Genomic DNA, 25,478 nt, shown 5'->3' with positions numbered 1-25,478 from the left:
CCGCGCCTGCCGCGGCCGGCACTCAGGCGACCGCTTCGCGCGGCTTGCCGAGCATGCGGTCAAGCACCACGGCAACAGCCAGCATCGCCACCGAAGGCACCAGCCAGGCCAGGCCCTGCTCGCTCAGCGGCAGGTGCGCCAGCGACTCCGGCAGCCAGCCAGCGAGGTTGGCGCCCTTGAGCGCGTCGATCACGCCGAACAGCAGCGACACCGCCATGACCGGGGCCATGATGCGGGTCTGGGAGTTCCACAGGTTGCCGCAGAAACTCAGCGCCACCAGCACGATGCAGGGCGGGTAGATTGCCGTGAGCACCGGGATCGAGAACGCGATCAGCTTGGTCAGGCCCAGGTTCGACACCACCAGCGAGAAGCCGGCCAGCAGCACCACCAGCATACGGTACGACAACGGCAGTACCTGGCTGAAGTACTCGGCGCAGGCGCAGGTCAGGCCCACGGCGGTGACCAGGCAGGCCAGCGCGATCAGTACAGCCAGGAAGCCACTGCCCAGCGAACCGAAAGTGTGCTGTACATAGGCATGCAGCACCGCCGCACCATTGCTCGCACCGGCGGCGATCTCGTGGCTGCCCGCACCCAGGCGGAACAGGCTGATGTACACCAGCGCCAGGCCGACACCGGCAATCAGGCCGGCGATGATGGCATAGCGGGTGATCAGTTGCGGCGAGTCGACGCCACGCGAGCGGATCGCGTTGACGATGACGATACCGAACACCAGCGCGCCCAGGGTATCCATGGTCAGGTAGCCATTGATGAAGCCCTGGGAGAACGGCGCGGCGACATATTCAGGTTGCGCCACCCCCATGGTGCCGGCCGGCAGCATGAACGCGGCGATGCCCAGCGCGGCCAGCGCGATGATCTTCAGCGGGGCCAGGAAGCGCCCGACGGTATCGAGCAGCTTGCCCGGGTACATGGACACGGCCAGCACCACGGCAAAGTACACCAGGCTATAGATGAACAACGCGGTCGGGCTCTCGCCGGTCAGCGGTGCAACACCTACCTCGAAGGACACGGTCGCGGTACGCGGGGTGGCGAACAGCGGGCCTACGGCCAGGTACGCGGCAGCCGCCAGCAGGCCACCGGCCACCTTGCCGATCGGGCTGCTCAGCGCGTCCATGCCGCCACCGACCTTGGCCAGTGCCACCACGGTGATCACGGGCAGGCCCACGGCAGTGACCAGAAAGCCCAGGGCGGCCAACCAGACGTAGGGGCCCGATTGCAGGCCGACGATAGGCGGGAAAATGATGTTGCCTGCGCCCACGAATAACGCGAACGTCATAAAACCAAGCGCCAGGATGTCCTGGCCTTTCAAGACTTTCATTAAGGAAATACCACACTTCTGAAATCGGGATTTAGAGAGGGACTTCCCCTTGGGTGAGGGAAATGCTGCCTGCCCGGATGGAGCAGACCCGTTTAGCGTGTAGCTCCCTTTTGGGGTGCTGGCACAAAATGAGGGCACAGGTTAACGAATCTGGCCGCAAAACGCACTGCCAGAGGGGTGCTTGTCCGATGAGCGAATATGCATGTCGCGTGGATGACCGACTTTTATGCAAGAACGCGCTGTCTGCTTCGCCGGCAAGTCCGGCCCCTACAGGGGGCAGCGTTGTACACCAGAAAGCACAAAGGCCACCCGAGGGTGGCCTTTGCCGAAGCGTGGAAGGTCAGCCGCAGCTTACTTCTTCACTTCCCAACCGGTCAGCTCGGCCAGGGCCTTGCCGATGTCGGCCAGCGAACGCACGGTTTTTACACCGGCGTCCTGCAGGGCTGCGAACTTCTCGTCTGCAGTACCCTTGCCGCCCGAAATGATGGCGCCAGCATGGCCCATGCGCTTGCCCGCTGGGGCAGTCACACCGGCGATGTAGGAAACCACTGGTTTGGTGACGTTTGCCTTGATGTAGGCAGCCGCTTCTTCTTCAGCCGAACCGCCGATCTCGCCGATCATCACGATCGCCTCGGTCTTCGGGTCTTCCTGGAACAGCTTCAGGATGTCGATGAAGTTCGAACCCGGGATCGGGTCGCCACCGATACCGACGCAGGTGGACTGACCGAAACCGGCGTCAGTGGTCTGCTTCACGGCTTCATAGGTCAGGGTGCCGGAACGCGACACGATACCGACCTTGCCTGGCAAGTGGATGTGACCTGGCATGATGCCGATCTTGCACTCGCCCGGGGTGATGACGCCTGGGCAGTTAGGGCCGATCAGGGTAACACCCAGCTCGTCGCACTTGACCTTGGCATCGAGCATGTCCAGGGTAGGAATGCCTTCGGTGATGCACACGATCAGCTTGATGCCGCCGAACGCTGCTTCCAGGATCGAGTCCTTGCAGAAAGGAGCCGGTACGTAGATGACCGACGCGTCGGCGCCGGTAGCAGCTACTGCTTCTTTCACGGTGTTGAACACCGGCAGGCCCAGGTGAGTGGTGCCGCCTTTGCCTGGGGTCACGCCGCCAACCATCTTGGTGCCGTAGGCGATGGCTTGCTCGGAGTGGAAGGTACCCTGCGAGCCGGTGAAGCCCTGGCAGATGACTTTGGTGTCTTTATTGATCAGGACGCTCATTACTTGCCCTCCGCAGCTTTGACAACTTGTTGAGCAGCGTCGGTCAGGCTGGTTGCCGCAATGATGTTCAAACCGCTTTCTGCCAGTACTTTGGCGCCCAGTTCAGCGTTGTTGCCTTCCAGACGAACAACAACCGGCACTTTAACGCCAACTTCTTTCACTGCACCGATGATGCCTTCGGCAATCATGTCGCAACGAACGATGCCGCCGAAGATGTTGACCAGTACGGCCGCGACATTGCTGTCGGACAGGATGATCTTGAACGCTTCGGTCACGCGCTCTTTGGTAGCGCCACCACCTACGTCGAGGAAGTTGGCTGGCTTGCCGCCGTGCAGGTTGACGATGTCCATGGTACCCATGGCCAGGCCGGCACCGTTTACCATGCAGCCGATGTTGCCTTCCAGGGCCACGTAGTTCAGCTCGAAGCTGGCAGCGTGGGCTTCACGAGGATCGTCCTGCGACGGGTCGTGGAAGGTTTTCAGCTTGGGCTGACGGTACATGGCGTTGGCGTCGATGTTGATCTTGGCATCGAGGCAGTGCAGATCGCCGTCGGCCTTGATCACCAGCGGGTTCACTTCCAGCAGTGCCAGGTCGTGCTCTTTGAACAGCTTGGCCAGACCGACGAAGATCTTGGCGAACTGAGCAACCTGCTTGCCTTCCAGACCCAGCTGGAATGCCAGCTCGCGACCCTGGAATGGCTGAGCGCCAACCAGTGGATCGATAGTGGCCTTGATGATTTTTTCCGGAGTGTCGTGAGCGACTTTCTCGATGTCCACGCCACCTTCGGTGGAGGCCATGAACACGATACGACGGCTCGAACGGTCAACGACAGCGCCCAGGTACAGCTCTTTAGCGATATCAGTGCACGATTCAACCAGGATCTTGGTGACTGGCTGACCATTGGCATCGGTCTGGTAGGTAACCAGACGCTTGCCCAACCACTGGGCAGCGAACGCCTTGGCGTCTTCTTTGCTGCGAACCAGCTTTACGCCGCCCGCTTTACCGCGACCACCGGCGTGAACCTGGGCTTTTACAACCCACTCGGTGCCACCGATCTTGTCGCAGGCTTCTGCTGCAGCTTCAGGGGTGTCGACTGCGAAACCCTTGGAAACTGGCAGGCCGTATTCAGCGAACAGCTGCTTACCCTGATACTCGTGAAGATTCATGCTTTTTACCGTCTTCGTTAGGTACTGCGCTTCGGCGCTGCGCTCCTGTGGAGTGCCGCGCCACCTGTGACCGCTTGCCCCCGGTATGCTCCGGGAGTTCGAGTCCGGCGGACTTTCCGCGGTGAGCCATGCACGCAAGACTCACGACGGGCCGTCCGCCGTGGTTTCTTATTGTTTAACGCTTCTTGCGGTTGGCTACGTGGATGGCACCGCCATTCACGGCCAGAGCGGCTTCGTGCAGCGCTTCAGACAAGGTCGGATGGGAGAAGACCATCATGCCCAGGTCTTCGGCGCTGGAGCCGAATTCCATTGCGATTGCACCCTGCTGCACCAGTTCGGCAGCGCTTGGGCCAATGACGTGTACACCCAGAACGCGGTCGGTCTTGGCATCGGCGATGACCTTGACGAAACCACCGGTGTCGTTGGCCGCCATCGCACGGCCGCTGGCCGCGAACGGGAAGGTGCCCACGTTAACCTCAACGCCTTCAGCCTTCAAGGCTTGCTCGGTTTTACCGACCCAGGCCATTTCCGGGTGGGTGTAGATAACCGATGGGATCAGGTCGTAGTTCATCTGGGCCTTGTGGCCCTTGATGCGCTCGACGACCATGATGCCCTCTTCCGAGGCCTTGTGCGCCAGCATCATGCCACGTACCACGTCACCGATGGCGTAGACGCCCGGTACGCTGGTAGCGCAGTAGTCGTCAACGAACACGAAACCGCGCTCGTCGATGGTCACGCCGCTGTCGGCAGCCAGCAGGTCGGTGGTCACAGGGCGACGGCCGACTGCAACGATCAGCCTGTCGAAGGTGATCTTCTGCTCGCCGTTGGCGTCGGTGTAGGTCACTTCGACTTCGTCGCCGTTGACCTTCGAGCCGGTCACGCGAGCGCCCAGCTTGATGTCCAGACCTTGCTTGGTCAGGGTCTTCAGGCCTTCCTTGGCAACAGCGGTGTCGGCTGCCATCAGGAAGGTGTCCAGGGCTTCGAGCACGGTCACCTGGGCACCCAGGCGCGACCATACCGAACCCAGCTCCAGGCCGATGACGCCGGCGCCGATCACGCCCAGGCGTTTTGGCACGGTCTGGAATTCCAGGGCGCCGGTGGAGTCGACGATGACTTTCTGGTCGACCGGAGCCGGCGGAATGTCGATCGGACGCGAACCGGAGGCCAGGATCACGTTCTCGGCTTCGATGATTTCGGTGCTACCGTCAGGCTTGGTGACTTCGACTTTCTTGCCGGCCAGCAGTTTGCCGTGGCCCTGGATCGAAGTGACGCCGTTGGCCTTGAACAGGGTGGCAACGCCGCCGGTCAGGTTCTTGACGATGCCAGCCTTGCGGCCAACCATCGCAGCCACGTCCATCTTCACTTCGCCAGTGGAGATGCCGTGCACGTTGAAGCTCTCTTTGGCTTCCTTGTACTTCCAGGAGCTGTCCAGCAGCGCCTTGGACGGAATGCAACCCACGTTCAGGCAGGTACCGCCGAGGGCCAGTTTGCCTTCGCCGTCAACGTACTTCTCGATACAGGCAGTGCTCAGGCCGAGCTGGGCAGCCTTGATCGCGGCTACATAGCCGCCAGGACCTGCACCAATCACTACCACGTCGAATTTCTGGGTCATAAAAGATTCCTTTTAGCGTCAAGCGGCAAGCTGCAGGCGGCAAGGCGAACACGCTTCTGCTCGAAGCTTGTCGCTTGCAGCCTGCAGCTGTTTATCAGATGTCCAGCAGCAGACGAGCCGGGTCTTCCAGCAGGTTCTTGATGGTCACCAGGAACGTCACGGCTTCTTTGCCATCGATCAGGCGGTGATCGTAGGACAGTGCCAGGTACATCATCGGACGGATCACGACCTGGCCGTTGACGGCCATCGGACGCTGGATGATGTTGTGCATGCCCAGGATTGCAGCCTGCGGCGGGTTGACGATCGGGGTCGACATCATCGAACCGAAGGTACCACCGTTGGTGATGGTGAAGGTACCGCCGGTCATCTCGTCGATCGACAGTTTGCCGTCACGGGCCTTCTTGCCGAAGGTGGCGATGCCGCCTTCGATTTCGGCCAGGCTCATCTGCTCGGCGTTACGCAGTACCGGTACCACCAGGCCGCGGTCGCTGGACACGGCAACACCGATGTCGGCGTAGCCGTGGTAGACGATGTCGCTGCCGTCGATCGAGGCGTTGACAGCCGGGAAGCGTTTCAGCGCTTCGGTGGCAGCCTTGACGAAGAACGACATGAAGCCCAGGCGCACGCCGTTGTGGGACTTCTCGAACAGGTCCTTGTACTTCGAACGCAGTGCCATGACTTCGGTCATGTCGACTTCGTTGAAGGTGGTCAGCATCGCCATGTTCGACTGTGCTTCGACCAGACGCTTGGCCACGGTGGCACGCACGCGGGTCATCGGCACACGCTTCTCGGTACGGTCGCCAGTGGCGACAACCGGGGCAGCGGCAGCAGCGGCCGGCTTGGCAGCAGCGGCAGCCGGAGCGGCCTTCTTGTTGGCGACGGCAGCGACGACGTCTTCCTTGGTGATGCGACCGCCTTTACCGGTGCCAGCGACGCTGGCCAGGTCGATGGCGTTTTCTTCGGCCAGCTTGCGTGCGGCAGGCGCAGCAATCGGGTCGTCTTCGCCAGCGTCGGCCGGAGCGGCAGCCTGGGCAGGTGCGGCGGCAGCGGCGGCCGGAGCAGCAGCTGGTGCAGCGCCTTCATTGATCGAACCCAGCACTTCGTCGGACAGCACGGTCTCGCCTTCGCCCTTGACGATGTCGCCCAGCACGCCATCGGCGGTGGCCAGCACTTCCAGGACGACCTTGTCGGTCTCGATGTCGACGATCAGCTCGTCACGCTTGACGGCTTCGCCCGGTTTCTTGTGCCAGGTGGCAACGGTGCCATCGGCAACCGATTCCGGGAAAGTAGGGGCTTTGATCTCGATAGCCATTATCAGTGGTTCCTTAAATTCGGTTTCTGGTGCGCGATGGCATTAAACGGTGAAGGCAGCTTGCAGCAGTTTTTCCTGCTGTTCGGCGTGCATCGAAGCGTAACCACAGGCAGGTGCTGCCGAGGCGTCACGACCGGCGTACTCAAGGACCAGGTCCTTGTTGTGACGGCTCAGGATGCGACGCATGTGGTGCTGGCTGCTGTACCACGCGCCCTGGTTCATCGGCTCTTCCTGACACCACACCACGTCCTTCAGACCGGTGTAAGGCGCAAGGATTTCAACCAGATCGTCTTCAGGGAACGGATACAGTTGCTCGATACGCACGATAGCGATGTCTTCACGGCCTTCGGCACGGCGTTTTTCCAGCAGATCGTAGTAGACCTTGCCGCTGCACAGCACCAGGCGCGTCACCTTGGCCGGATCGAGGCTGTCGATTTCCGGAATGACGGTCTGGAACGAGCCTTCGGCCAGTTCTTCCAGGGTCGAGATGGCCAGCTTGTGGCGCAGCAGCGACTTGGGTGTCAGCACGATCAGCGGCTTGCGCAGCGGACGGATGACCTGACGACGCAGCAGGTGGTAGATCTGAGCCGGCGTGGTAGGTACGCAGACCTGAACGTTGTGCTCGGCACACAGTTGCAGGTAACGCTCCAGACGCGCCGAGGAGTGCTCAGGCCCCTGCCCTTCATAACCGTGTGGCAGCAGCATGGTCAGACCGCACAGACGGCCCCACTTGTGCTCGCCGCTGGTGATGAACTGGTCGACAACCACCTGGGCACCGTTGGCGAAGTCGCCGAACTGGGCTTCCCAGATCACCAGCGCATTGGGCTGGGTGGTCGAGTAGCCGTATTCGAACGCCAGTACCGCCTCTTCGGACAGGAACGAATCGTACAGGTCGAAACGTGGCTGGCCCGGGAACAGGTTCTGCAGCGGGATATAGGTGCTGGCGTCCTTCTGGTTGTGCAACACCGCATGGCGGTGAGAGAAGGTGCCGCGACCGATATCCTGACCCGTCATGCGGATCGGGTGACCTTCGAAGGCCAGGGTGGCGTACGCCATGGTTTCGGCGTAACCCCAGTTGATCGGCAAGCCACCGGCCTGCATCTTCTGGCGATCTTCGTAGATCTTCGAGACCTGGCGCTGAACCACGAAGCCTTCCGGCAGCTCCAGCAACTTGGCCGAGAGCTCCTGCAGGGTCTTGAGGTCGAAGCGGGTGTCGTGACGCGCGGTCCAGGCGTGGCCCAGGTATGGACGCCAGTCGACGAACAGCTCCTTGTTCGGCTCCTTGACCAGGCTTTTCACAACATGCAGGCCGTTGTCCAGCGCATTGCGGTACTCGTCGACCTTGGCCTGGACGCGCTCGGCATCCAGACGACCGGCCTGGGTCAGCGCATCGGCGTACAGCTCACGGGTGGTGCGCTGCTTGCTGATCTGCTGGTACATCAGCGGCTGGGTGCCGTTCGGCTCGTCGGCCTCGTTGTGGCCGCGACGACGGTAGCAGACCAGGTCGATGACCACGTCACGCTTGAACTGCATGCGGTAGTCGACCGCCAGCTGGGTCACGAACAGCACCGCTTCCGGATCGTCGCCGTTGACGTGCAGGATCGGCGCCTGGATCATCTTGGCGACGTCGGTGCAGTACTCGGTGGAACGCGAGTCCAGCGGGTTGCTGATGGTGAAACCAACCTGGTTGTTGATCACGATGTGCACGGTGCCGCCGGTCTTGAAACCGCGGGTCTGCGACATCTGGAAGGTTTCCATGACCACGCCCTGGCCAGCGAAGGCCGCGTCGCCGTGGATCGAGATCGGCAGTACCTTGTCGCCAACGCTGTCGTTGCGGCGGTCCTGACGGGCACGCACCGAACCTTCCACCACTGGCGAGACGATTTCCAGGTGCGAAGGGTTGAACGCCATGGCCAGGTGAACTTCACCGCCGGCGGTCATCACGTTGGACGAGAAGCCCTGGTGATACTTCACGTCACCGGAACCCAGCTCGACCTTCTTCTTGCCTTCGAACTCGTCGAACAGCTCGCGCGGGTTCTTGCCGAAGGTGTTGACCAGTACGTTCAGGCGACCACGGTGGGCCATGCCGATCACGACTTCCTTGGTGCCATAGGAACCGGAGCGCTGGATCAGCTCGTCCAGCATCGGAATCAGGCTTTCGCCGCCTTCCAGGCCGAAACGTTTGGTGCCCGGGTATTTGGTACCCAGGTATTTCTCCAGGCCTTCTGCCGCGGTAACGCGCTCGAGCAGGTGGCTCTGGATGTCTGCGGAAAATTCAGGACGCCCACGCACGCTCTCCAGACGCTGCTGGAACCAGCTGCGCTGCTCGGAGTCGACGATGTGGGTGAACTCGGCGCCGATGGTGCGGCAATATGTCTGCTGCAACGCCTCGAAGATTTCGCGTAGGCTCGCTTCCTCTTTGCCGATGAACAGGTCGCCGGCACGGAAGGTCGTATCAAGATCGGCATTGGTCAAGCCGTAATGATTGATCGACAGGTCTACTGGCGCAGGGCGCTGCCACAACCCCAGGGGGTCGAGCTTCGCGGCTTGGTGGCCGCGCATACGGTAGGCCTGGATCAGTCGCAGCACTTCAACCTGCTTCTTCTCGTGTTCACTGCTCACGCTACCGGCGGAAACCGGTTGGGCGCGGCGCTGGTTCTTTGCCAGCAGTACGAAATGGTCGCGGATCGTCGAGTGCGATACATCGGTGGCAGTGCTGCCTTCGGCGGGCAACTTCTGAAAGTAAGTGCGCCACTCTTCTGGCACAGCGTTAGGGTCGTGCAGGTAGAGCTCGTAGAGCTCTTCCACATAGGCAGCGTTACCACCTGAAAGGTGGGCGCTGTTCCACATGCGCTGCATCACGCTTTCTTGCATGCTTGGTCACCCTCGGTTAGGGGCCTCGATCGGCAAGAACCACAGCAAGCTGAGTTGAGTCCGTATGCAGCGACTGAACCAAGCCACCGAGAGTTCCGCAGATTTACCGGGTACCAGCCCGGACGCCCCTGCTGGTCTCATATCTTCATAGGTAAAAGCTCGGGCTTTTGGCCTTTGCTCAAGTTGCACCTCGGTGCGGGCAAGGGCCCGCACTTCGGTGTGCTACGGGTACAACACTTTTGAATCAGGTGCCGCTTTGCAGCAGCATGTTACGTACGTGGCCGATTGCCTTGGTCGGGTTCAGACCTTTGGGGCAAACGTTTACGCAGTTCATGATCCCGCGGCAGCGGAATACGCTGAACGGGTCATCCAGGGACGCCAGGCGCTCCTGGGTCTTGGTGTCACGGCTATCGGCCAGGAAGCGATAAGCTTGAAGCAGAGCGGCCGGGCCCAGGAACTTGTCCGGGTTCCACCAGAACGACGGGCAGGAAGTCGAGCAGCAAGCGCACAGGATGCACTCGTACAGACCGTCCAGCTTCTCGCGTTCTTCCGGGGACTGCAGGCGTTCGATCGCCGGCGCCGGGGTATCGTTCTGCAGGAACGGCTTCACCTTCTCGTACTGCTTGTAGAAGATGCTCATATCAACGACCAGGTCACGGATGACCGGCAGGCCGGGCAGCGGACGCACGACCAGCTTGTTCTTCTTCACCACCGCCGACAGCGGGGTGATGCAGGCCAGGCCGTTCTTGCCGTTGATGTTCATGCCATCGGAACCGCACACGCCTTCGCGGCACGAACGACGATAGGAGAAGCCTTCGTCCTGTTCCTTGATCAGTGCCAGCACATCCAGAACCATCAGGTCCTTGCCGCCGGTATCGACTTCGAACACCTGGGTCTTAGGTGCCGAGTCGGTGTCGGGGTTGTAGCGATAAACTTCGACTTTCAACATAGTGGCCACCCTTAGTAAGTCCGGACTTTAGGCTCGAACGTCGGAACGGTTTTCGGCGAGAAGTTGACTGCACGCTTGGCAACCCGCTTTTCACCCGGGAAGTACAGGGTGTGGCACAGCCAGTTTTCGTCGTCACGGTCTTCGAAGTCTTCACGGGCGTGGGCACCGCGGGACTCTTTGCGCACTTCAGCAGCGATTGCAGTGGCTTCAGCGACTTCCAGCAGGTTCTGCAGCTCCAGCGCTTCGATACGCGCGGTGTTGAAGGCCTGGGACTTGTCGTTGATCTTGACGTTGGCGATACGCTCGCGCAGGCCAGCCAGCTGTTCGATACCCTTCTGCATGTATTCGCCGGTGCGGAATACGCCGAAGTAGTTCTGCATGCAGCTTTGCAGCTCGCGACGCAGGGTTGCCACGTCTTCGCCGTCGGTACGCTCGTTGAGCTTGTTCAGACGGTTCAGCGCGACTTCCACGTCGGTGTCGCTGGCGTCGCGGTATTCGATACCGTCGCTCAGGGCCTTTTCCAGGTGCAGGCCGGCCGCACGGCCGAACACCACCAGGTCGAGCAGCGAGTTGCCGCCCAGGCGGTTGGCGCCGTGAACCGATACGCAAGCCACTTCACCGACCGCGAACAGCCCTTCGATGATGGTGTCTTCGCCGTCGGCGTTCTGCGAGATCGCCTGGCCATGAATGTTGGTGGCAACGCCGCCCATCATGTAGTGGCAGGTTGGAACGACGGGTACGGGTGCAACGACCGGGTCGACGTGCGCGAAGGTCTTGGACAGCTCGCAGATGCCTGGCAGGCGGCTGTGCAGCACTTCCTCGCCCAGGTGGTCGAGCTTGAGCATCACGTGGTCGCCGTTCGGGCCACAGCCGTTGCCGGCGATGATCTCTTTGACCATGGAGCGGGCCACAACGTCGCGACCGGCGAGGTCCTTGGCGTTTGGCGCGTAGCGCTCCATGAAACGCTCGCCGTGCTTGTTGATCAGGTAACCACCTTCACCACGGCAGCCTTCGGTAACCAGTACACCTGCGCCGGCGATGCCGGTCGGGTGGAACTGCCACATCTCGATGTCCTGCACCGGCACGCCGGCACGCAGGGCCATGCCGATACCGTCGCCGGTATTGATCAGGGCGTTGGTGGTGGAGGCGTAGATACGCCCTGCACCGCCGGTGGCCAGTACGGTGGCCTTGGCGCGAATGTAGACGGTCTCGCCGGTTTCGATGCAGATCGCGATCACGCCGACGAAGGCGCCGTCCTGGTTCTTGACCAGGTCAACCGCGTACCACTCGTTGAGGAAGGTGGTGCCGGCTTTCAGGTTGCCCTGATAGAGGGTGTGCAGCAGCGCGTGACCGGTACGGTCGGAAGCGGCGCAGGTACGGGCGGCCTGGCCACCTTTACCGTAGTCCTTGGACTGGCCACCGAACGGACGCTGGTAGATACGGCCGGTTTCGGTACGCGAGAACGGCAGACCCATGTGGTCCAGCTCGAACACCGCAGCCGGGCCTTCCTGACACATGTATTCGATAGCGTCCTGGTCACCGATGTAGTCGGAACCCTTGACGGTATCGTACATGTGCCAGCGCCAGTCATCGTTCGGGTCGGCCGAAGCGATGGCGCAGGTGATGCCACCCTGGGCCGATACGGTGTGCGAACGGGTCGGGAACACCTTGGTGATCACGGCGGTCTTGTGGCCGCCTTGAGCCAGCTGCAGCGCAGCGCGCATGCCGGCACCGCCACCACCAATGATGATGGCGTCGAAGGAAATCGTTGGAATGTTAGCCATGAATCAGATACCCCAGAGAATCTGCACACCCCAGACGAAGTACGCGAACATCGCGACACCACATACCGCCTGGAACAGGAAACGAACTGCAGTCGCCGACTTGCCCAGCGCCATCGGCGTCAGGTAGTCGGTGGCAATGGTCCACATGCCGACCCAGGCGTGAGCGCCCAGGGCAACGAGGGCCAGCAGACTGAAGATCCGCATCGCGTTATGGGAGAACAGGGCGTGCCACTGGGCATAGTCGATGCCAGGGTGCGCCACCAGGTAGCCGATCAGAAAAATGAAGTAAGCCGCGAGAACGACCGCAGAAACGCGCTGCGCCATCCAGTCATAGAGGCCCGAACGCGACAGGTTCGTGACATTAGTTACCATATCCAAACTCCCGCCAGAACGATCACCACCACGGAAATGGCGATAACGATTTTCGAGCCCAGTTTGCCGCCTTCCAGCGTCTCACCGATGCCCATGTCCATAATCAGATGGCGCACACCGGCAACCAGGTGATACAGCAAGGCGGACAGAAGGCCCCACGCCACGAATTTGGCCAGCGGACTGGTCAGGCATGCCTTCACCTCGGCAAAACCTTCCTCGGAACTCAGGGATTGGCTCAATGCGTACAGCATGATGCCCAGGCCCAGAAAGAGGATGATGCCGGAAACACGGTGAAGAAATGACGTAACGCCGGTAATGGGGAGTTTGATGGTCCTTAGGTCTAGGTTTACAGGTCGTTGGCTTTTCACGGCTTTTTTCACACTGAAGAGCCCCTAGCAAGCAGGGCAAAGTTGTTGGTAAGTGTACTGGTCAGGTACCCACCACCCAGGGAGTGACGACCCCAGAAAAGCGGGCTTTAAAGCCCCTGGCGGTCGGGTGCCGAGTATAGACAGTTAGGCTACTAATGACAACGTGAAGCCCTAGCCCAAATAGCGCATTGCCTTTGGCGAACAAAAGGCGTAAACGGGCCGCAATTTCGCGGAAAAACAGCGCCCAAAGCCCTTTACAACCGTGCTTTAGGCAAATTGACATTCGAATTTATCTCACTATAGTGGTGCGGGCCCTGCGTGGGGGGTCTGTCTGATGATTTCAAGCATTAATAGGAGGCCACATGGCTGACAAAAAAGCGCAGTTGGTCATCGAGGGCGCAGCCCCCGTCGAGCTGCCCATTTTAACCGGCACCGTTGGTCCCGATGTTATCGACGTTAGAGGGTTGGGGGCCACGGGTCACTTCACTTTCGACCCTGGTTTCATGGCGACCGCATCGTGCGAGTCCAAGATCACCTACATTGACGGCGACAAGGGCATCCTGCTGCATCGCGGCTACCCGATCGAACAGCTCGCCGAGCAATCCGACTACCTGGAAACCTGCTACCTGCTGCTCAACGGCGAACTGCCGAATGCCGAGCAGAAGGCTCAGTTCGTCAGCACCGTCAAAAATCACACCATGGTGCACGAGCAGTTGAAGTCGTTCTTCAACGGCTTCCGCCGCGACGCCCACCCGATGGCCGTCATGTGCGGCGTGGTTGGCGCCCTGTCGGCGTTCTATCACGACTCGCTGGACATCAATAACCCGCAGCACCGGGAAATCTCGGCCGTGCGCCTGGTCGCCAAGATGCCGACCCTGGCCGCGATGGTCTACAAGTACTCCATGGGCCAGCCCATGATGTACCCGCGCAACGACCTGACCTACGCCGAAAACTTCCTGCACATGATGTTCAACACCCCGTGCGAGATCAAACCGATCAGCCCGGTGCTGGCCAAGGCAATGGACCGGATCTTCATCCTCCACGCCGACCACGAACAGAATGCGTCGACCTCCACCGTACGACTGGCAGGCTCCTCGGGCGCCAATCCGTTCGCCTGCATCGCTGCCGGTATCGCTGCACTGTGGGGCCCTGCCCACGGCGGCGCCAACGAAGCCGTGCTGACCATGCTCGACGAAATTGGCGATGTCTCAAACATCGACACCTTCATCGCCAAGGCCAAGGACAAGAACGACCCGTTCAAGCTGATGGGCTTCGGTCACCGCGTCTACAAGAACCGCGACCCGCGCGCCACCGTGATGAAGCAGACCTGCGACGAAGTGCTGCGCGAGCTGGGCATCACCAACGATCCGCAGCTGGAACTGGCCATGCGCCTGGAAGAGATCGCCCTGACCGATCCGTACTTCATCGAGCGCTCGCTGTACCCGAACGTCGACTTCTACTCGGGGATCATCCTCAAGGCAATCGGCATCCCTACCAGCATGTTCACCGTGATCTTCGCCCTGGCGCGGACCGTCGGCTGGATCTCGCACTGGAAGGAAATGCTCTCCAGCCCGTACAAGATTGGCCGTCCGCGCCAGCTGTACACCGGCTACGAGTCGCGTGACATCGTCAAACTGGCAGACCGCAAGTAAGCCAAACGGCTCGCCTGCAACAACAAGAAAGGCTGCCCTCGGGCAGCCTTTTTTGTTGCGTAACGCTTCATGCAGGAGGAGCAAGCCTTGGCGGCCCCTACAGTTGAGACATATTCCAACCAACCATCAAACTGTTACGGTTTCTCCGCCCGCTCCTTCAACGCCTTGAGCGTATTGAACGGCGCATCCACAACGAACTTGTTCGCCACCATCGCTGGCACACTGCCGCCTGGCTCGGTGTGCACCTGGTATGTCACCTCGGTAGTGTCACCCTTGGGCACCAGCTTCCAGAAACCCTGCACTTCAGCCACCCGCACATAGCCTTTTTCTTCCGGCAGGTACTTGGGCACACCCTCCAGCTTGCGGGTCAGGCTGCCGTCGGCACCTTCGCTGGTGGTTACATGGATGATCGAATCGCGAGGGGTGACCGGCCACGGCGTATTGAACTGGGTGTAGGTCCAGCTCTGGTCACCCTCGTGCTTGAGCAGCTTCTGGCTCTTGCACTCGTGAATCCAGGCACAGGCCCCGGCCACGTCTTCCTGCAGCGCCCGGACCTTGGCCAGCGGCGCCTTGATGGTCGTCACGCCCTGATAGGCCTTGTAGTTCGAACCACTCACTTCGCTCAGCGATACCTTGATGCCATCCCCTTCCTTGGCAACCTTCCAGTCTTCAGCCTGCGCCACCGACATGAACATCGCACTCAGACCACAAATCACCGCTACCCGCTTCATCGAACCCATCGTGTTGTTTTCCTTGTTTGCGAAGTTCCACTCACTCAAGCCGCCGTCACTTGCTCCAGCCAACCGATGATCCTGATCGCCTCGTCGCGATCATTGCCGCAGGTGTCCACCTCCGCCTGGAAGCCCGAGCACACCGCCGGCCGTTCAGGCTGGCCGAACAGGCTGCAGAGGTTGTACTCGGACAGTTGCACACAGCGTTCGCCAGCCGGCTTGCCGTGCGGCATGCCAGGAATGGGCGAGCTGATGGAAGGGGCAATGCAGCAAGCGCCACAGCCTTCACGGCAGTTCATGACGACATGGACCTCGGCCTAACAAATGATGGGTGAATGGGGATAGTAACCGCTAAAACAGGTGTTTGAAATTACCGCTCAGATGAAATATCGCCGCGCAGAATGTGACCGGCAGGTCGAGCAGCGTTTATTGCTTGAACTCGAAATCGATGGCTGCACCCTCGATGTCCTGACGGGCATCATTGCGCAACTGCAATTGCATTTCGTTGCTGATCAAGCGGCCATTGAGCTGGAACGGGCTGTCTGCGGCAGGCTTTTCTTCGAACAACGACGGCAGCAGCGGACGTCGCACACGGACTTCCTCCTGACTGCTCGGCTGCAGGTCCTTGACCATCTCCGGGGGCAGGCTCAGATCCAGGCGCGCCTTGGGCAAGGGCGCGGCAATCACCTCGGAGGCCTTGCGCTTGCCCGACTTTACCGCCTTGGCCGGCGTCTTCCTTGGGTCGCCAGCCTTGGTCTTGGGTTGCGCCTTGGGCTTGGCCTGTGGCTTGGCACTCGCTTTTACCGGGGCCTGGGTCGAAGGCTTCCGGTCCGGTGCCGGGACAGCCGACGCCTGTGCCAGCAGTATCGGCCCCGGTCCGGGCACAGCCAGTGCCGGGCCCGTTGCACACAGGCCCAGCGCACACAACATCACGGCAGCACAGCTCAACGCTTTCATAGGCAACGAGACGTATTCATGAGTCGCACATGCTCCTTGTTCCTGCAGTCGCTGGCAAGCCCGCGATCTAGAGGTATCCGCCCGAGGCGGTTTCCTGGCAAAGCTGATGGGCCAGCATCCCCAATGTCAGCAGCGCCCGCTCAGCCTCGCGGTTCCACGGAATGCCGCAGTTGAGGCGAATGCAGTGGTTGAACTGCTCCGTGTTACTGAAGATCAGCCCGGGCGCGATGCTGATGCCCTGCTGCAAGGCACGTACATGCAACTCCTGGGTGTTGACCCGCCCCGGCAGGCTGACCCACAGGATGAAGCCCCCGGTAGGCCGGCTCATCTGGGTGCCTTCCGGAAAGTGCTGCTGTACCGCCAGCTGGTAGGCACTGAGGTTCTTGCGATATTCCTGGCGAATGTAGCGCAGATGGCGGTCATAGCCACCATTTTCAAGGTAGGCCGCCACCCCCATCTGCGTCACACTGCACGCCGAGTGCGTGGTAAAGGTCTGCAGTCGCTGGATTTCCTGCTGATAGTTGCCCGCGATCATCCAGCCGATACGCACCCCCGGCGACAGGGTCTTGGAAAAGCTCGAGCAATAGATCACCCGCCCCAGCCGGTCGAAGGCCTTGAGCGCCTTGGTGCGCCCTTGCTCGAACATCAGCTCGCCGTAGATATCGTCCTCGACGATCTGGATGTTGAAATCCGAGGCCAGGCGCAGCAACTGCTTCTGGCGCTCCTCCGGAATGGTGCCGCCCAGCGGGTTGCTCAACCGCGCAGTCAGCACCAGCGCCTTGATCGACCACTGGTTGGCCGCCAGTTGCAGGGCCTCCAGGCTGATGCCGGTGGCCGGGTCGCTGGGGATCTCGATCACCTTGAGCCCCAGCAGGTCCGCCAGTTGCAGCAGCCCGTAATAGGTGGGCGACTCGGCGGCGATCAGGTCGCCTGGCCGGGTCAGCACCCGCAACGACATCTGCAGCGCATCGACGCAACCGTGGGTTACCACCACTTCGGACGGGTCGACCACCACCCCGGCGTCGCGCATGCGAATGGCGATCTGCCGGCGCAGCGGCTCGAAACCCGGGCTGAACATGTAGCTGAACGCGCGCGGGCTCTGGAACCGCGTGACCTTGGCCAGTTGCTGGTGCAGCGCCCGCACCGGCAGGTAGTCCACATGCGGAACCGCCGCCCCCAGCGGGAACACCCCATCACGCCGGGCTTCGGTCAGTACCTGCTGGATGATGCTGCTGCGCGTGACCAGCCCTGGACGCTCGACCCGCGCGATGTCCGGGGTCTGCGCAGTCAAGGCCGGGGTCTGGTGGACGTAGTAGCCCGATTGCGGCCGCGCGCGAATCAGCCCCTGGTCCTCGAGGTTGGCATAGGCCTGCAGCACGGTGGCATGGCTGACATTGAGCTGCGAGCTCATCTTGCGTACCGACGGTACGCGCTCACCGGGCTGATAAACGCCGCGACGGATGTCTTCCGCCAGTTGCTGGGCGATACGCTGGTAGAGCAACAGATTGGTCATGGGACGGATCTCGAAACGCGGGCTATCTAATTGTTCTTGTACAGTCGGCGAAGAATACCGGAACAGTGCATAAGTGTACGGGCACAGATGCCAGAATAGTCGACTACACAGTTGTGTGACAGCGGCTTTTTCAAGCTTTGCGGCATAAAAAAACCGGTGACTATCACCGGTTTTTTGTTTACCTCGACCTCAGCGCGGCGCGCCCAGGTGGCCTTTCTCGTCGGAAAACACGATCTCCACCCGACGGTTCTGCGCCCTGCCCCGCTCCGAGGCATTGGCCTCGATCGGGTACTGGTCGCCATAGCCTTCGACCTGGATGCGTTTTTCGTCGACGCCCAGGTCGACCAGCATGTCCGCCACGGCCTGCGCACGATCACGCGACAGCGTCAGGTTGTCCTCGGGGGTGCCGGTGCTGTCGGTATACCCCTCGATGCGCACAACGCGCCGGGGGTTGAGCTGCAGAAACTGCACCAGTTTGAGCACGGTACGACTGGCGGAGTTCTTCAATTCGGCCTGCCCGGTATCGAACAGCACGTCACCCAGGGTCATCACCAGGCCACGGTCGCTCTGGGTCGTGGCCAGGCTGACGATCTGCGCCTCCAGCCATTTGCCCTGCTGCTGCACGCTGACCAGCTTGGCTTCGCGCAGGGCCAGCTGCAGGCGCTGGCGCTCCAGTTCGAGCTTGGCCAGGCGTTCCTGATTGAGCACCAGGTTGCTGTGCTCGCGGGCAATCTCGCTGTAGCGCTGACTCAGGTAGGCGTAATGGCGCACGTCCGCACCACTGCCCACGTAGCTGGACAACCGCTCGGCACGGGCCAGCGACTCGCCGGCGCGGATCACGTCACGCGGCGCACTGCGCAGCACATTGGAATCGTCCTTCACTGCCTGGAAACTGGCGGCGGCCTGGTCGAGGGCGGTTTCGCTGCGCTCGCTGGCGCAGCCCTGCAACCCCAGCACACCTGCACACAACACGGCCACCAAGGGCTTGATCGAACTCACTGTTGCTCCCCCAACTGCTTGCGCAGACGATTGACCCGCGATTGCAGCAGCGACAGCTGCTCCTGACTCTTGAGGGTCAGCACCCGGGCTTCGGCCAGCCGCGCATCAAGCTCGGCCTGCTCGGCGCGCAGCCGCGCATCACGGTACGACTCGCTGGCCATGTTGCTGCGGGCGCGGGCAAGCTTGTCTTCGGCCAGCTTCAGCTCGGCCACTTCGTCGGTGGCACCGACGGCCTTGGCCTGCTCCAGCGCCTGTTCGGACAGGCGCATCTGCTCGTGGGGCGCCGGGTCGACAGCGCAACCGGCCAGGGCCAGTAACGCCATGGCAGCGAAAAACGGTTGAGTTCTCACACAATCTTCCTACTGTTTGGGGGCGTCGAGCGGTTGCTGCAGCTGCGCCTTCCAGCGCTCGACATTGCGTTGCAGTACTGCCTGAGGCACGCCTGAGGCCGGCAATTCTGTCAGTTTTTTGGCCAGCTGTCCGCGCAACCAGGCGTCATTGCACGCCGAATTGTGCGACAGCGCCAGGTACAGCCCGGGGCGATCCAGCGGCAGGCCGCGGGCGATCAGGTCGTTGGCCATGCCAAGGGTCTGCGCCATGGCCATGCCGGCGTAACGCCCGGCCAGCACATAGTCGACCTGGCCAAGCAAAAGCTTCTGGAATGCCTGGGTCAGGTTCTGCGCCGGCGCCAGCTTCAACTGGTCCTTGGCAAACTGGGCGAACGCCGGGGTCAGCCTGGCCTTCTCCGAGATCGCGCCCTGGTGCTGGTGCAGATCGGCCAGGCCGTCGTAGGCCAGCGTGGAGTCGTGCCGGGTCCACACCAGGTAGTCGTTCTGCAGCAGCGCCGGGTGGATGAAGTCGACGCGGGTCAGGTCTTCAGTGGCCAGCGGCGCATCCACCAGCAGGTCCATGCGTCCGCTGCGCACTTCATCCTGCGCCTCGTTGCGCTTGCCTGCGTACAGCACCTCGACCTTCAGCCCAAGCTCCGTCGCCACCTGCTTGAGCAGGTCGACGTTGGCGCCAATCAGGTGCCTGGGGTCCTGCGGGTCGCGCCAGGCATAGGGCGGCGCATCGGGGCTGCCGGTCGCCACCAGACGCTCGCACTTGCCCACCGCCAGCGCCGCCGTGGGCAAGCAGGCAAACCCCAGCAATCCTGCCATCGCCATTCGGCCAAGCCACCCCATGCACATGCCTCCCTTGCGTCGCGAAATAAAAAAGCCCGATCAAAAGACCGGGCTCTTTATAAGTGAAGCGGCTGGATTAAACCAGCTTCTCCAGCTCAGGTACGGCTTCGAACAGGTCGGCGACCAGGCCGTAGTCGGCCACCTGGAAGATCGGCGCCTCTTCGTCCTTGTTGATCGCAACGATCACCTTGGAGTCCTTCATGCCGGCCAGGTGCTGGATCGCGCCGGAGATACCGACGGCGATGTACAGCTGCGGCGCAACGATCTTGCCGGTCTGGCCGACCTGCATGTCGTTGGGCACGAAGCCTGCGTCGACCGCGGCGCGCGAAGCACCCACGGCGGCGCCGAGCTTGTCCGCCAGCGCGTACAGGTGCTTGAAGTTGTCGCCGTTCTGCATGCCGCGACCGCCGGAAACGACGATCTTGGCAGCGGTCAGCTCAGGACGATCGGACTTGGCCAGCTCTTCGCCGACAAATGCCGACTTGCCCGCATCGTGGGCAGCGCCAACCGCTTCGACAGCAGCCGAACCACCTTCGGCGGCAACGGCGTCGAAGCCGGTGGCACGCACGGTGATGACCTTGACCGCAGCGCTCGATTGCACGGTGGCAATGGCGTTACCGGCGTAGATCGGACGCTTGAAGGTGTCCGCCGACTCGACCGCGATGATCTCGGAGATCTGGTCGACGTCCAGCAGCGCGGCAACGCGCGGCAGGATGTTCTTGCCGTTGGAGGTGGCAGGTGCCAGCACGTGGCTGTAGGCCTTGCCAAGCTCGGCCACCAGCGGCGCGACGTTTTCCGGCAGCTGGTGCGCATAGGCAGCGTTGTCGGCTACCAGCACCTTGGCCACGCCAGCGATTTTCGCGGCAGCTTCGGCAACGCCACCCACGTTCTGGCCAGCGACCAGTACGTGGATATCGCCACCGATTTTCGCGGCGGCAGAAACGGTGTTCAGGGTCGCCGGGGCAACGGCGCCGTTTTCGTGTTCAGCGATAACCAGGATAGTCATTTAGATTACCTTCGCCTCGTTCTTCAGTTTCTCGACCAGTTCAGCCACCGACTTGACCTTGATACCAGCGCTGCGTGCAGCTGGCGCTTCGACTTTCAGGGTCTTGTTGGTAGAGGCGGTGGAAACGCCCAGCGCGTCCGGAGTCACAGTCTCCAGCGGCTTCTTCTTGGCCTTCATGATGTTCGGCAGCGACGCATAGCGCGGCTCGTTCAGACGCAGGTCGGTGGTCACGATCGCCGGCAGGTTCAGTGCAACGGTCTGCAGGCCGCCATCGATTTCACGGGTGACGTTGACCTTGTCGCCGGCCACTTCCACCTTGGAGGCGAAAGTACCCTGGGCATAGCCGGTCAGCGCAGCCAGCATCTGGCCGGTCTGGTTGTTGTCGCTGTCGATGGCCTGTTTGCCAAGGATGACCAGTTGCGGCTGCTCCTTGTCGACCACAGCCTTGAGCAGCTTGGCCACGGCCAGCGAGGTCAGCTCTTCAGCCGACTCGACCAGCACGGCGCGGTCGGCACCCAGTGCCAGGGCGGTACGCAGCTGCTCCTGGGCAGTGGCCGGGCCGACGGTAACGACGACGATTTCGCTCGCCACGCCTTTCTCTTTCAGGCGCACGGCTTCTTCTACGGCGATTTCGCAGAAGGGGTTCATGGACATCTTGACGTTAGCAAGGTCTACGCCGGAGTTGTCCGCCTTGACGCGAACCTTGACGTTATAGTCGACCACTCGTTTGACAGCTACAAGAACCTTCATGGATTCCTCGTTACTCTCCGGTGAAAAGAATGTCGCCTGGGCAGAACCGGGCGATTGCGCGTGGGTACAAGGGCACCTCCAAAAACGAACGCGAGCAGGTGAAATTCAACTGACTGTGCAGTCTGTTCTCGACGCTTGCGCGCAAAACCCGTGGGTCATTGTTTGTCGTGGCGTGTAAACTCCACTACAAAGGCGGGTCCTGGCGTAACTGCCCTGCTTTTTGCCTGGTTTTTAGGGGTGCTCCTGCATCCGACGGTCAGCCTACGGCGAGCGTAAAACCGCCCGTATCTTGACCGTAACGCCCAATCCGGTCAATACGGCAAACCAGCCAGCTTCAAGCCGTGCGTCTTTGATTTTACTGGGCTGCGGCAAATTCAAACAAACGTTTGTATTGGACCTCGCAAGTGGTGTAGATATAATGCGCGGCCAAGAGAAAGCGGTGTAGTCCGTCATCACCCGAGCTACACACCCGGGTACTTCGAAATGACCGCCTGACACCCGCCAACAAAGAAAAACCGATGAGCCTTGAGTAGGAGAGAACCTGTGGAACGCGAATACATGGAATTCGACGTGGTCATCGTCGGCGCTGGCCCGGCAGGCCTGTCCGCCGCCTGCCGACTGAAGCAGAAGGCCGCCGAAGCCGGTAATGAAATCAGCGTCTGCGTGGTCGAGAAAGGCTCCGAGGTCGGTGCACACATTCTCTCCGGTGCGGTGTTCGAGCCGCGTGCCCTGAACGAACTGTTCCCGGACTGGAAAGAACTCGGCGCGCCACTGAACACCGAGGTTAAGCGCGACGACATCTACGTGCTGCGCGACGCCAGCAGCTCGGTCAAGGTGCCCGATCTGTTCGTGCCCAAGACCATGCACAACGAAGGCAACTACATCATCTCGCTGGGCAACCTGTGCCGCTGGCTGGCCCAGCAGGCCGAGAACCTGGGCGTGGAAGTCTACCCAGGCTTCGCTGCCCAGGAAGCGCTGTTCGATGAAAACGGCGTGGTCCGCGGGATCATCACCGGCGACCTGGGTGTCGACCGCGAAGGCAACCCCAAGGAAGGCGTATACACCCCCGGCATGGAACTGCGCGGCAAGTACACGCTGTTCGCCGAAGGCTGCCGTGGGCATATCGGCAAGCAACTGATCAAGCGCTTCGACCTGGACAATGCCAGCGACGTGCAGCACTACGGCATCGGCCTCAAGGAAATCTGGGAAATCGACCCGGCCAAGCACCAGCAAGGCCTGGTGATCCACACCGCCGGCTGGCCGCTGGACGTGATGAGCACCGAGAACACCGGCGGCTCGTTCCTGTATCACCTGGAAAACAACCAGGTGGTGGTCGGCCTGATCGTCGACCTGTCGTATGCCAACGCCTACCTCTCCCCGTTCGACGAGTTCCAGCGCCTCAAGCACCACCCGGTGCTCGCCCAGTACCTGGAGGGTGGCAAGCGCATCAGCTATGGCGCCCGTGCCCTGGCCAAGGGCGGCCTGAACTCGCTGCCGAAAATGGTATTCAAGGGCGGCGCGCTGATCGGCTGCGACCTGGGCACCATGAACGTGGCCAAGATCAAGGGCAGCCACACCGCCATGAAGTCCGGCATGCTCGCAGCCGAAGCGGTGGCCGATGCGCTGCTGGCCGGTAGCGAGGGTGGCGACGAACTGACCGCCTACGTCGACGGCTTCAAGGCCAGCTGGCTGTACGAAGAACTGTTCGCCAGCCGCAACTTCGGCCCGGCGATGCACAAGTTCGGCCCGATGCTCGGCGCGGCATTCAACTATGTCGACCAGAACTGGTTCGGCGGCAAGCTGCCGTTCACCCTGCACGACACCAAGCCGGACTACGCCTGCCTCAAGCTGGCGGCCGACTCGAAGAAGATCGATTACCCCAAGCCCGATGGCAAGTTGAGCTTCGACAAGCTGAGCTCGGTGTTCCTCTCCAGCACCAACCATGAAGAAGAGCAGCCGTGCCACCTGAAGCTGACCGACCCGAGCATCCCGATCGGCACCAACCTGCCGTTGTACGACGAACCGGCGCAGCGCTACTGCCCGGCCGGCGTATACGAGGTGATCAGCCAGGAAGACGGTAGCAAGCGCTTCCAGATCAACGCCCAGAACTGCGTGCACTGCAAGACCTGTGACATCAAGGACCCTTCGCAGAACATCACCTGGGTGACCCCTGAAGGTGCTGGCGGCCCGACTTACCCGAACATGTAAGTACCGCCCACTAAAAAAGCCCCCACGCCTTGCGGCGCTGGGGGCTTTTTCGTGAAGGCGTTCGAGCAAACGGTCTCACACCTTCGCCAACACCAGTTCATCCCCGGCCCGCAGGTCCTCCCGCGCACTGAAGTACACCGCCGTGAGCAGGCCCACCGTGCCCATCAGCAGGCAGAACCCCACACACACCCATGGGCTCCACGGCATCAGCGCAATCAGCATCAGCGGCGTGGTGCTGGCCCACAGCGCATAGGCCAGGTTGTAGGTAAAGGAAATCCCCGACACGCGAATGGCCGGCGGAAACAGCCCGACCATCACCGACGGCACCACCCCCACCACACCACAGGCCAGCCCTGCCAGCGCATAGGCCATCCCGGTCCAGCCCCAGCCGCCGATCAGGCTGGCATACAGCGCCCCCACTCCCAACGGCAGCAACAGGCTGTAGACCATCAGCGCGCGCCAGGCACCTACCCGGTCCACCAGCAAGCCGGCCAGCACGCAACCGATGTTCAAGAACACGATACCCAGCGCGCTCAGGGCGAAGGTGTCGGCCGCGCTCATGCCGAAGCGCTGCTGCATCACCGTCGGGGTAATCACCACCAGCACCACCACCGCCGAGGTCAGCACGCAGGTCAGCAGGGCCGCCGGCACCAGCGCGCGGCGGTGCTCGCGCAGCACCGTGCGCAGCGGGAAGGCCACCGGTTGTTCACGCCGCTCGCGCAGCGCCAGGAACACCGGCGTCTCGCTCAGCCAGCGGCGCAGCCACACCCCGATCACGCCGAACACCCCGCCCAGCAAGAATGGATAGCGCCAGGCGTAGTCCAGAATCTCCTGGGCGGTGAACACCTGGGCCAGCGCCGTGGCGGTCAGCGCGCCCAGCAGGTAGCCGAACGTCAGCCCGGCCTGCAGAAAACCCAGCGCATAGCCCCGCCGCCCGGCCGGCGCATGCTCGGCGACGAAGGTCCAGGCACTTGGCACCTCGCCGCCCACCGCCGCGCCCTGCAGAATGCGCAGGCCCAGCAGGATCAGCGGCGCCGCGTAGCCGATGTCGGCATAGGTCGGCATCACCCCGATCAGCAGGCACGGCAGCGCCATCATCAGGATGCTCAGGCTGAACACCTTCTTGCGCCCCAGGTGGTCGGCAAAATGCGCCATCAGGATGCCGCCCAGCGGCCGCGCCAGGTACCCGGTGACGAAGATCCCGAAGCTCTGCAGCAGACGCAGCCACTCCGGCATCTCGGGCGGGAAGAACAGCTGGCTCAGGGTCAGCGCGAAGAACACGAAGATGATGAAATCGTAGATCTCCAGCGCACCGCCCAGCGCCGCCAGGCCCAGGGTCTTGTGGTCGTCGCGCGAAAGCCGCAGCGGGCGCGCAGGGTTGGTGGCAGTCATAAAGGCATCCGCTTCGATAGGCTCACTGCGCGCAGCAAGGCGCGCCAGGACAGGCGCAGAGCATACCAAAAAGCGGC

Annotated in this window: 22 protein-coding genes; 2 read left to right on the top strand and 20 right to left on the bottom strand. The window is 61.8% G+C overall.

Annotation, left to right across the window (positions count from 1 at the left end; translation table 11 throughout):
* Positions 1-22: 22 nt before the first annotated feature.
* From brnQ to sdhC, 10 genes are all read right to left on the bottom strand, one after another.
* The gene (gene brnQ / locus NJH59_RS23130; RefSeq protein ID WP_043863133.1) at positions 23-1,336 is read right to left on the bottom strand and encodes a branched-chain amino acid transport system II carrier protein; all 1,314 of its coding nucleotides are present in this window, start codon (positions 1,334-1,336) and stop codon (positions 23-25) included.
* A gap of 351 nt (positions 1,337-1,687) precedes the next feature.
* On the bottom strand, positions 1,688-2,572 hold the full coding sequence (sucD, locus tag NJH59_RS23125; RefSeq protein ID WP_038613108.1) for a succinate--CoA ligase subunit alpha: 885 nt from the start codon (positions 2,570-2,572) through the stop codon (positions 1,688-1,690).
* Positions 2,572-3,738, bottom strand: coding sequence for an ADP-forming succinate--CoA ligase subunit beta (gene sucC, locus NJH59_RS23120; protein ID WP_043863134.1), 1,167 nt, complete (start codon positions 3,736-3,738; stop codon positions 2,572-2,574). Before sucC ends, sucD begins: the two co-directional genes overlap by 1 nt.
* 175 nt (positions 3,739-3,913) lie before the next feature.
* A complete protein-coding gene (gene lpdA, locus NJH59_RS23115; RefSeq protein ID WP_043863135.1) occupies positions 3,914-5,350 on the bottom strand; it encodes a dihydrolipoyl dehydrogenase in 1,437 nt (478 codons plus the stop codon).
* A 94-nt stretch (positions 5,351-5,444) separates the two neighbouring features.
* Entirely contained in the window at positions 5,445-6,662 is a 1,218-nt protein-coding gene (gene odhB / locus NJH59_RS23110; protein ID WP_054915668.1) for a 2-oxoglutarate dehydrogenase complex dihydrolipoyllysine-residue succinyltransferase, read from the bottom strand.
* A gap of 42 nt (positions 6,663-6,704) precedes the next feature.
* Entirely contained in the window at positions 6,705-9,536 is a 2,832-nt protein-coding gene (locus NJH59_RS23105; protein WP_043863137.1) for a 2-oxoglutarate dehydrogenase E1 component, read from the bottom strand.
* 244 nt (positions 9,537-9,780) lie between these two features.
* The gene (locus NJH59_RS23100; protein ID WP_043863138.1) at positions 9,781-10,485 is read right to left on the bottom strand and encodes a succinate dehydrogenase iron-sulfur subunit; all 705 of its coding nucleotides are present in this window, start codon (positions 10,483-10,485) and stop codon (positions 9,781-9,783) included.
* An 11-nt stretch (positions 10,486-10,496) separates the two neighbouring features.
* Positions 10,497-12,269 carry a succinate dehydrogenase flavoprotein subunit gene (sdhA, locus tag NJH59_RS23095; protein WP_043863139.1) on the bottom strand — a complete coding sequence of 591 codons (1,773 nt, stop codon included), beginning with the start codon at positions 12,267-12,269 and terminating at the stop codon, positions 10,497-10,499.
* A 3-nt stretch (positions 12,270-12,272) separates the two neighbouring features.
* The gene (gene sdhD, locus NJH59_RS23090) at positions 12,273-12,641 is read right to left on the bottom strand and encodes a succinate dehydrogenase, hydrophobic membrane anchor protein (protein ID WP_043863140.1); all 369 of its coding nucleotides are present in this window, start codon (positions 12,639-12,641) and stop codon (positions 12,273-12,275) included.
* On the bottom strand, positions 12,635-13,021 hold the full coding sequence (gene sdhC / locus NJH59_RS23085) for a succinate dehydrogenase, cytochrome b556 subunit (RefSeq protein WP_088515660.1): 387 nt from the start codon (positions 13,019-13,021) through the stop codon (positions 12,635-12,637). Before sdhC ends, sdhD begins: the two co-directional genes overlap by 7 nt.
* Before the next feature lie 350 nt (positions 13,022-13,371).
* On the opposite strand from sdhC, the gene gltA reads away from it, so the two are divergent.
* Positions 13,372-14,661, top strand: a complete 1,290-nt coding sequence (gltA, locus tag NJH59_RS23080) for a citrate synthase (RefSeq protein WP_253087362.1) — start codon at positions 13,372-13,374, stop codon at positions 14,659-14,661.
* A gap of 134 nt (positions 14,662-14,795) precedes the next feature.
* Here the strand turns inward: gltA and NJH59_RS23075 are convergent, their stop codons facing one another.
* From NJH59_RS23075 to NJH59_RS23035, 9 genes are all read right to left on the bottom strand, one after another.
* On the bottom strand, positions 14,796-15,401 hold the full coding sequence (locus NJH59_RS23075) for an START domain-containing protein (protein WP_043863143.1): 606 nt from the start codon (positions 15,399-15,401) through the stop codon (positions 14,796-14,798).
* A gap of 35 nt (positions 15,402-15,436) precedes the next feature.
* Positions 15,437-15,691, bottom strand: coding sequence for a YkgJ family cysteine cluster protein (locus NJH59_RS23070; protein ID WP_253087361.1), 255 nt, complete (start codon positions 15,689-15,691; stop codon positions 15,437-15,439).
* A 127-nt stretch (positions 15,692-15,818) separates the two neighbouring features.
* Positions 15,819-16,349 (bottom strand): translation initiation factor 2, encoded by a 531-nt coding sequence (locus tag NJH59_RS23065; protein ID WP_253087360.1) that lies wholly within the window; start codon positions 16,347-16,349, stop codon positions 15,819-15,821.
* A 67-nt stretch (positions 16,350-16,416) separates the two neighbouring features.
* Complete coding sequence (locus NJH59_RS23060) at positions 16,417-17,862, bottom strand: PLP-dependent aminotransferase family protein (RefSeq protein WP_043863146.1); 1,446 nt, start codon at positions 17,860-17,862, stop codon at positions 16,417-16,419.
* Positions 17,863-18,051: 189 nt separating this feature from the next.
* Positions 18,052-18,861 carry an OmpA family protein gene (locus tag NJH59_RS23055; protein ID WP_043863147.1) on the bottom strand — a complete coding sequence of 270 codons (810 nt, stop codon included), beginning with the start codon at positions 18,859-18,861 and terminating at the stop codon, positions 18,052-18,054.
* Positions 18,858-19,211, bottom strand: a complete 354-nt coding sequence (locus tag NJH59_RS23050) for a DUF4398 domain-containing protein (RefSeq protein ID WP_253087359.1) — start codon at positions 19,209-19,211, stop codon at positions 18,858-18,860. Before NJH59_RS23050 ends, NJH59_RS23055 begins: the two co-directional genes overlap by 4 nt.
* A 9-nt stretch (positions 19,212-19,220) precedes the next feature.
* Positions 19,221-20,027 (bottom strand): ABC transporter substrate-binding protein, encoded by an 807-nt coding sequence (locus NJH59_RS23045; RefSeq protein ID WP_244988700.1) that lies wholly within the window; start codon positions 20,025-20,027, stop codon positions 19,221-19,223.
* 94 nt (positions 20,028-20,121) lie between these two features.
* A complete protein-coding gene (locus tag NJH59_RS23040) occupies positions 20,122-21,051 on the bottom strand; it encodes an FAD-binding protein (RefSeq protein WP_253087358.1) in 930 nt (309 codons plus the stop codon).
* On the bottom strand, positions 21,052-21,801 hold the full coding sequence (locus tag NJH59_RS23035) for an electron transfer flavoprotein subunit beta/FixA family protein (RefSeq protein WP_043863151.1): 750 nt from the start codon (positions 21,799-21,801) through the stop codon (positions 21,052-21,054). It abuts the gene before it with no gap.
* Between the two features lie 543 nt (positions 21,802-22,344).
* On the opposite strand from NJH59_RS23035, the gene NJH59_RS23030 reads away from it, so the two are divergent.
* Positions 22,345-24,009: an electron transfer flavoprotein-ubiquinone oxidoreductase gene (locus tag NJH59_RS23030; RefSeq protein WP_043863152.1), complete on the top strand. Its 1,665-nt coding sequence runs from the start codon at positions 22,345-22,347 to the stop codon at positions 24,007-24,009.
* A 75-nt stretch (positions 24,010-24,084) separates the two neighbouring features.
* Here NJH59_RS23030 and NJH59_RS23025 read toward each other — a convergent pair whose 3' ends face one another.
* Positions 24,085-25,401 carry an MFS transporter gene (locus NJH59_RS23025; RefSeq protein ID WP_253087357.1) on the bottom strand — a complete coding sequence of 439 codons (1,317 nt, stop codon included), beginning with the start codon at positions 25,399-25,401 and terminating at the stop codon, positions 24,085-24,087.
* Positions 25,402-25,478: the final 77 nt, after the last annotated feature.

This window comes from Pseudomonas sp. VE 267-6A (assembly GCF_024126555.1).
In the GTDB taxonomy this organism is placed as follows: domain Bacteria; phylum Pseudomonadota; class Gammaproteobacteria; order Pseudomonadales; family Pseudomonadaceae; genus Aquipseudomonas; species Aquipseudomonas palmensis.
This window is presented reverse-complemented; position numbering and strand designations above follow the sequence as displayed.

Coding starts and splice junctions, on each gene's coding strand:
- brnQ (WP_043863133.1), bottom strand. CDS start 1,336: ATGAAAGTCTTGAAAGGCCAGGACATCCTGGCGCTTGGTTTTATGACG.
- sucD (WP_038613108.1), bottom strand. CDS start 2,572: ATGAGCGTCCTGATCAATAAAGACACCAAAGTCATCTGCCAGGGCTTC.
- sucC (WP_043863134.1), bottom strand. CDS start 3,738: ATGAATCTTCACGAGTATCAGGGTAAGCAGCTGTTCGCTGAATACGGC.
- lpdA (WP_043863135.1), bottom strand. CDS start 5,350: ATGACCCAGAAATTCGACGTGGTAGTGATTGGTGCAGGTCCTGGCGGC.
- odhB (WP_054915668.1), bottom strand. CDS start 6,662: ATGGCTATCGAGATCAAAGCCCCTACTTTCCCGGAATCGGTTGCCGAT.
- NJH59_RS23105 (WP_043863137.1), bottom strand. CDS start 9,536: ATGCAAGAAAGCGTGATGCAGCGCATGTGGAACAGCGCCCACCTTTCA.
- NJH59_RS23100 (WP_043863138.1), bottom strand. CDS start 10,485: ATGTTGAAAGTCGAAGTTTATCGCTACAACCCCGACACCGACTCGGCA.
- sdhA (WP_043863139.1), bottom strand. CDS start 12,269: ATGGCTAACATTCCAACGATTTCCTTCGACGCCATCATCATTGGTGGT.
- sdhD (WP_043863140.1), bottom strand. CDS start 12,641: ATGGTAACTAATGTCACGAACCTGTCGCGTTCGGGCCTCTATGACTGG.
- gltA (WP_253087362.1), top strand. CDS start 13,372: ATGGCTGACAAAAAAGCGCAGTTGGTCATCGAGGGCGCAGCCCCCGTC.
- NJH59_RS23075 (WP_043863143.1), bottom strand. CDS start 15,401: ATGGGTTCGATGAAGCGGGTAGCGGTGATTTGTGGTCTGAGTGCGATG.
- NJH59_RS23070 (WP_253087361.1), bottom strand. CDS start 15,691: ATGAACTGCCGTGAAGGCTGTGGCGCTTGCTGCATTGCCCCTTCCATC.
- NJH59_RS23065 (WP_253087360.1), bottom strand. CDS start 16,349: ATGAAAGCGTTGAGCTGTGCTGCCGTGATGTTGTGTGCGCTGGGCCTG.
- NJH59_RS23060 (WP_043863146.1), bottom strand. CDS start 17,862: ATGACCAATCTGTTGCTCTACCAGCGTATCGCCCAGCAACTGGCGGAA.
- NJH59_RS23045 (WP_244988700.1), bottom strand. CDS start 20,027: ATGGCGATGGCAGGATTGCTGGGGTTTGCCTGCTTGCCCACGGCGGCG.
- NJH59_RS23040 (WP_253087358.1), bottom strand. CDS start 21,051: ATGACTATCCTGGTTATCGCTGAACACGAAAACGGCGCCGTTGCCCCG.
- NJH59_RS23035 (WP_043863151.1), bottom strand. CDS start 21,801: ATGAAGGTTCTTGTAGCTGTCAAACGAGTGGTCGACTATAACGTCAAG.
- NJH59_RS23025 (WP_253087357.1), bottom strand. CDS start 25,401: ATGACTGCCACCAACCCTGCGCGCCCGCTGCGGCTTTCGCGCGACGAC.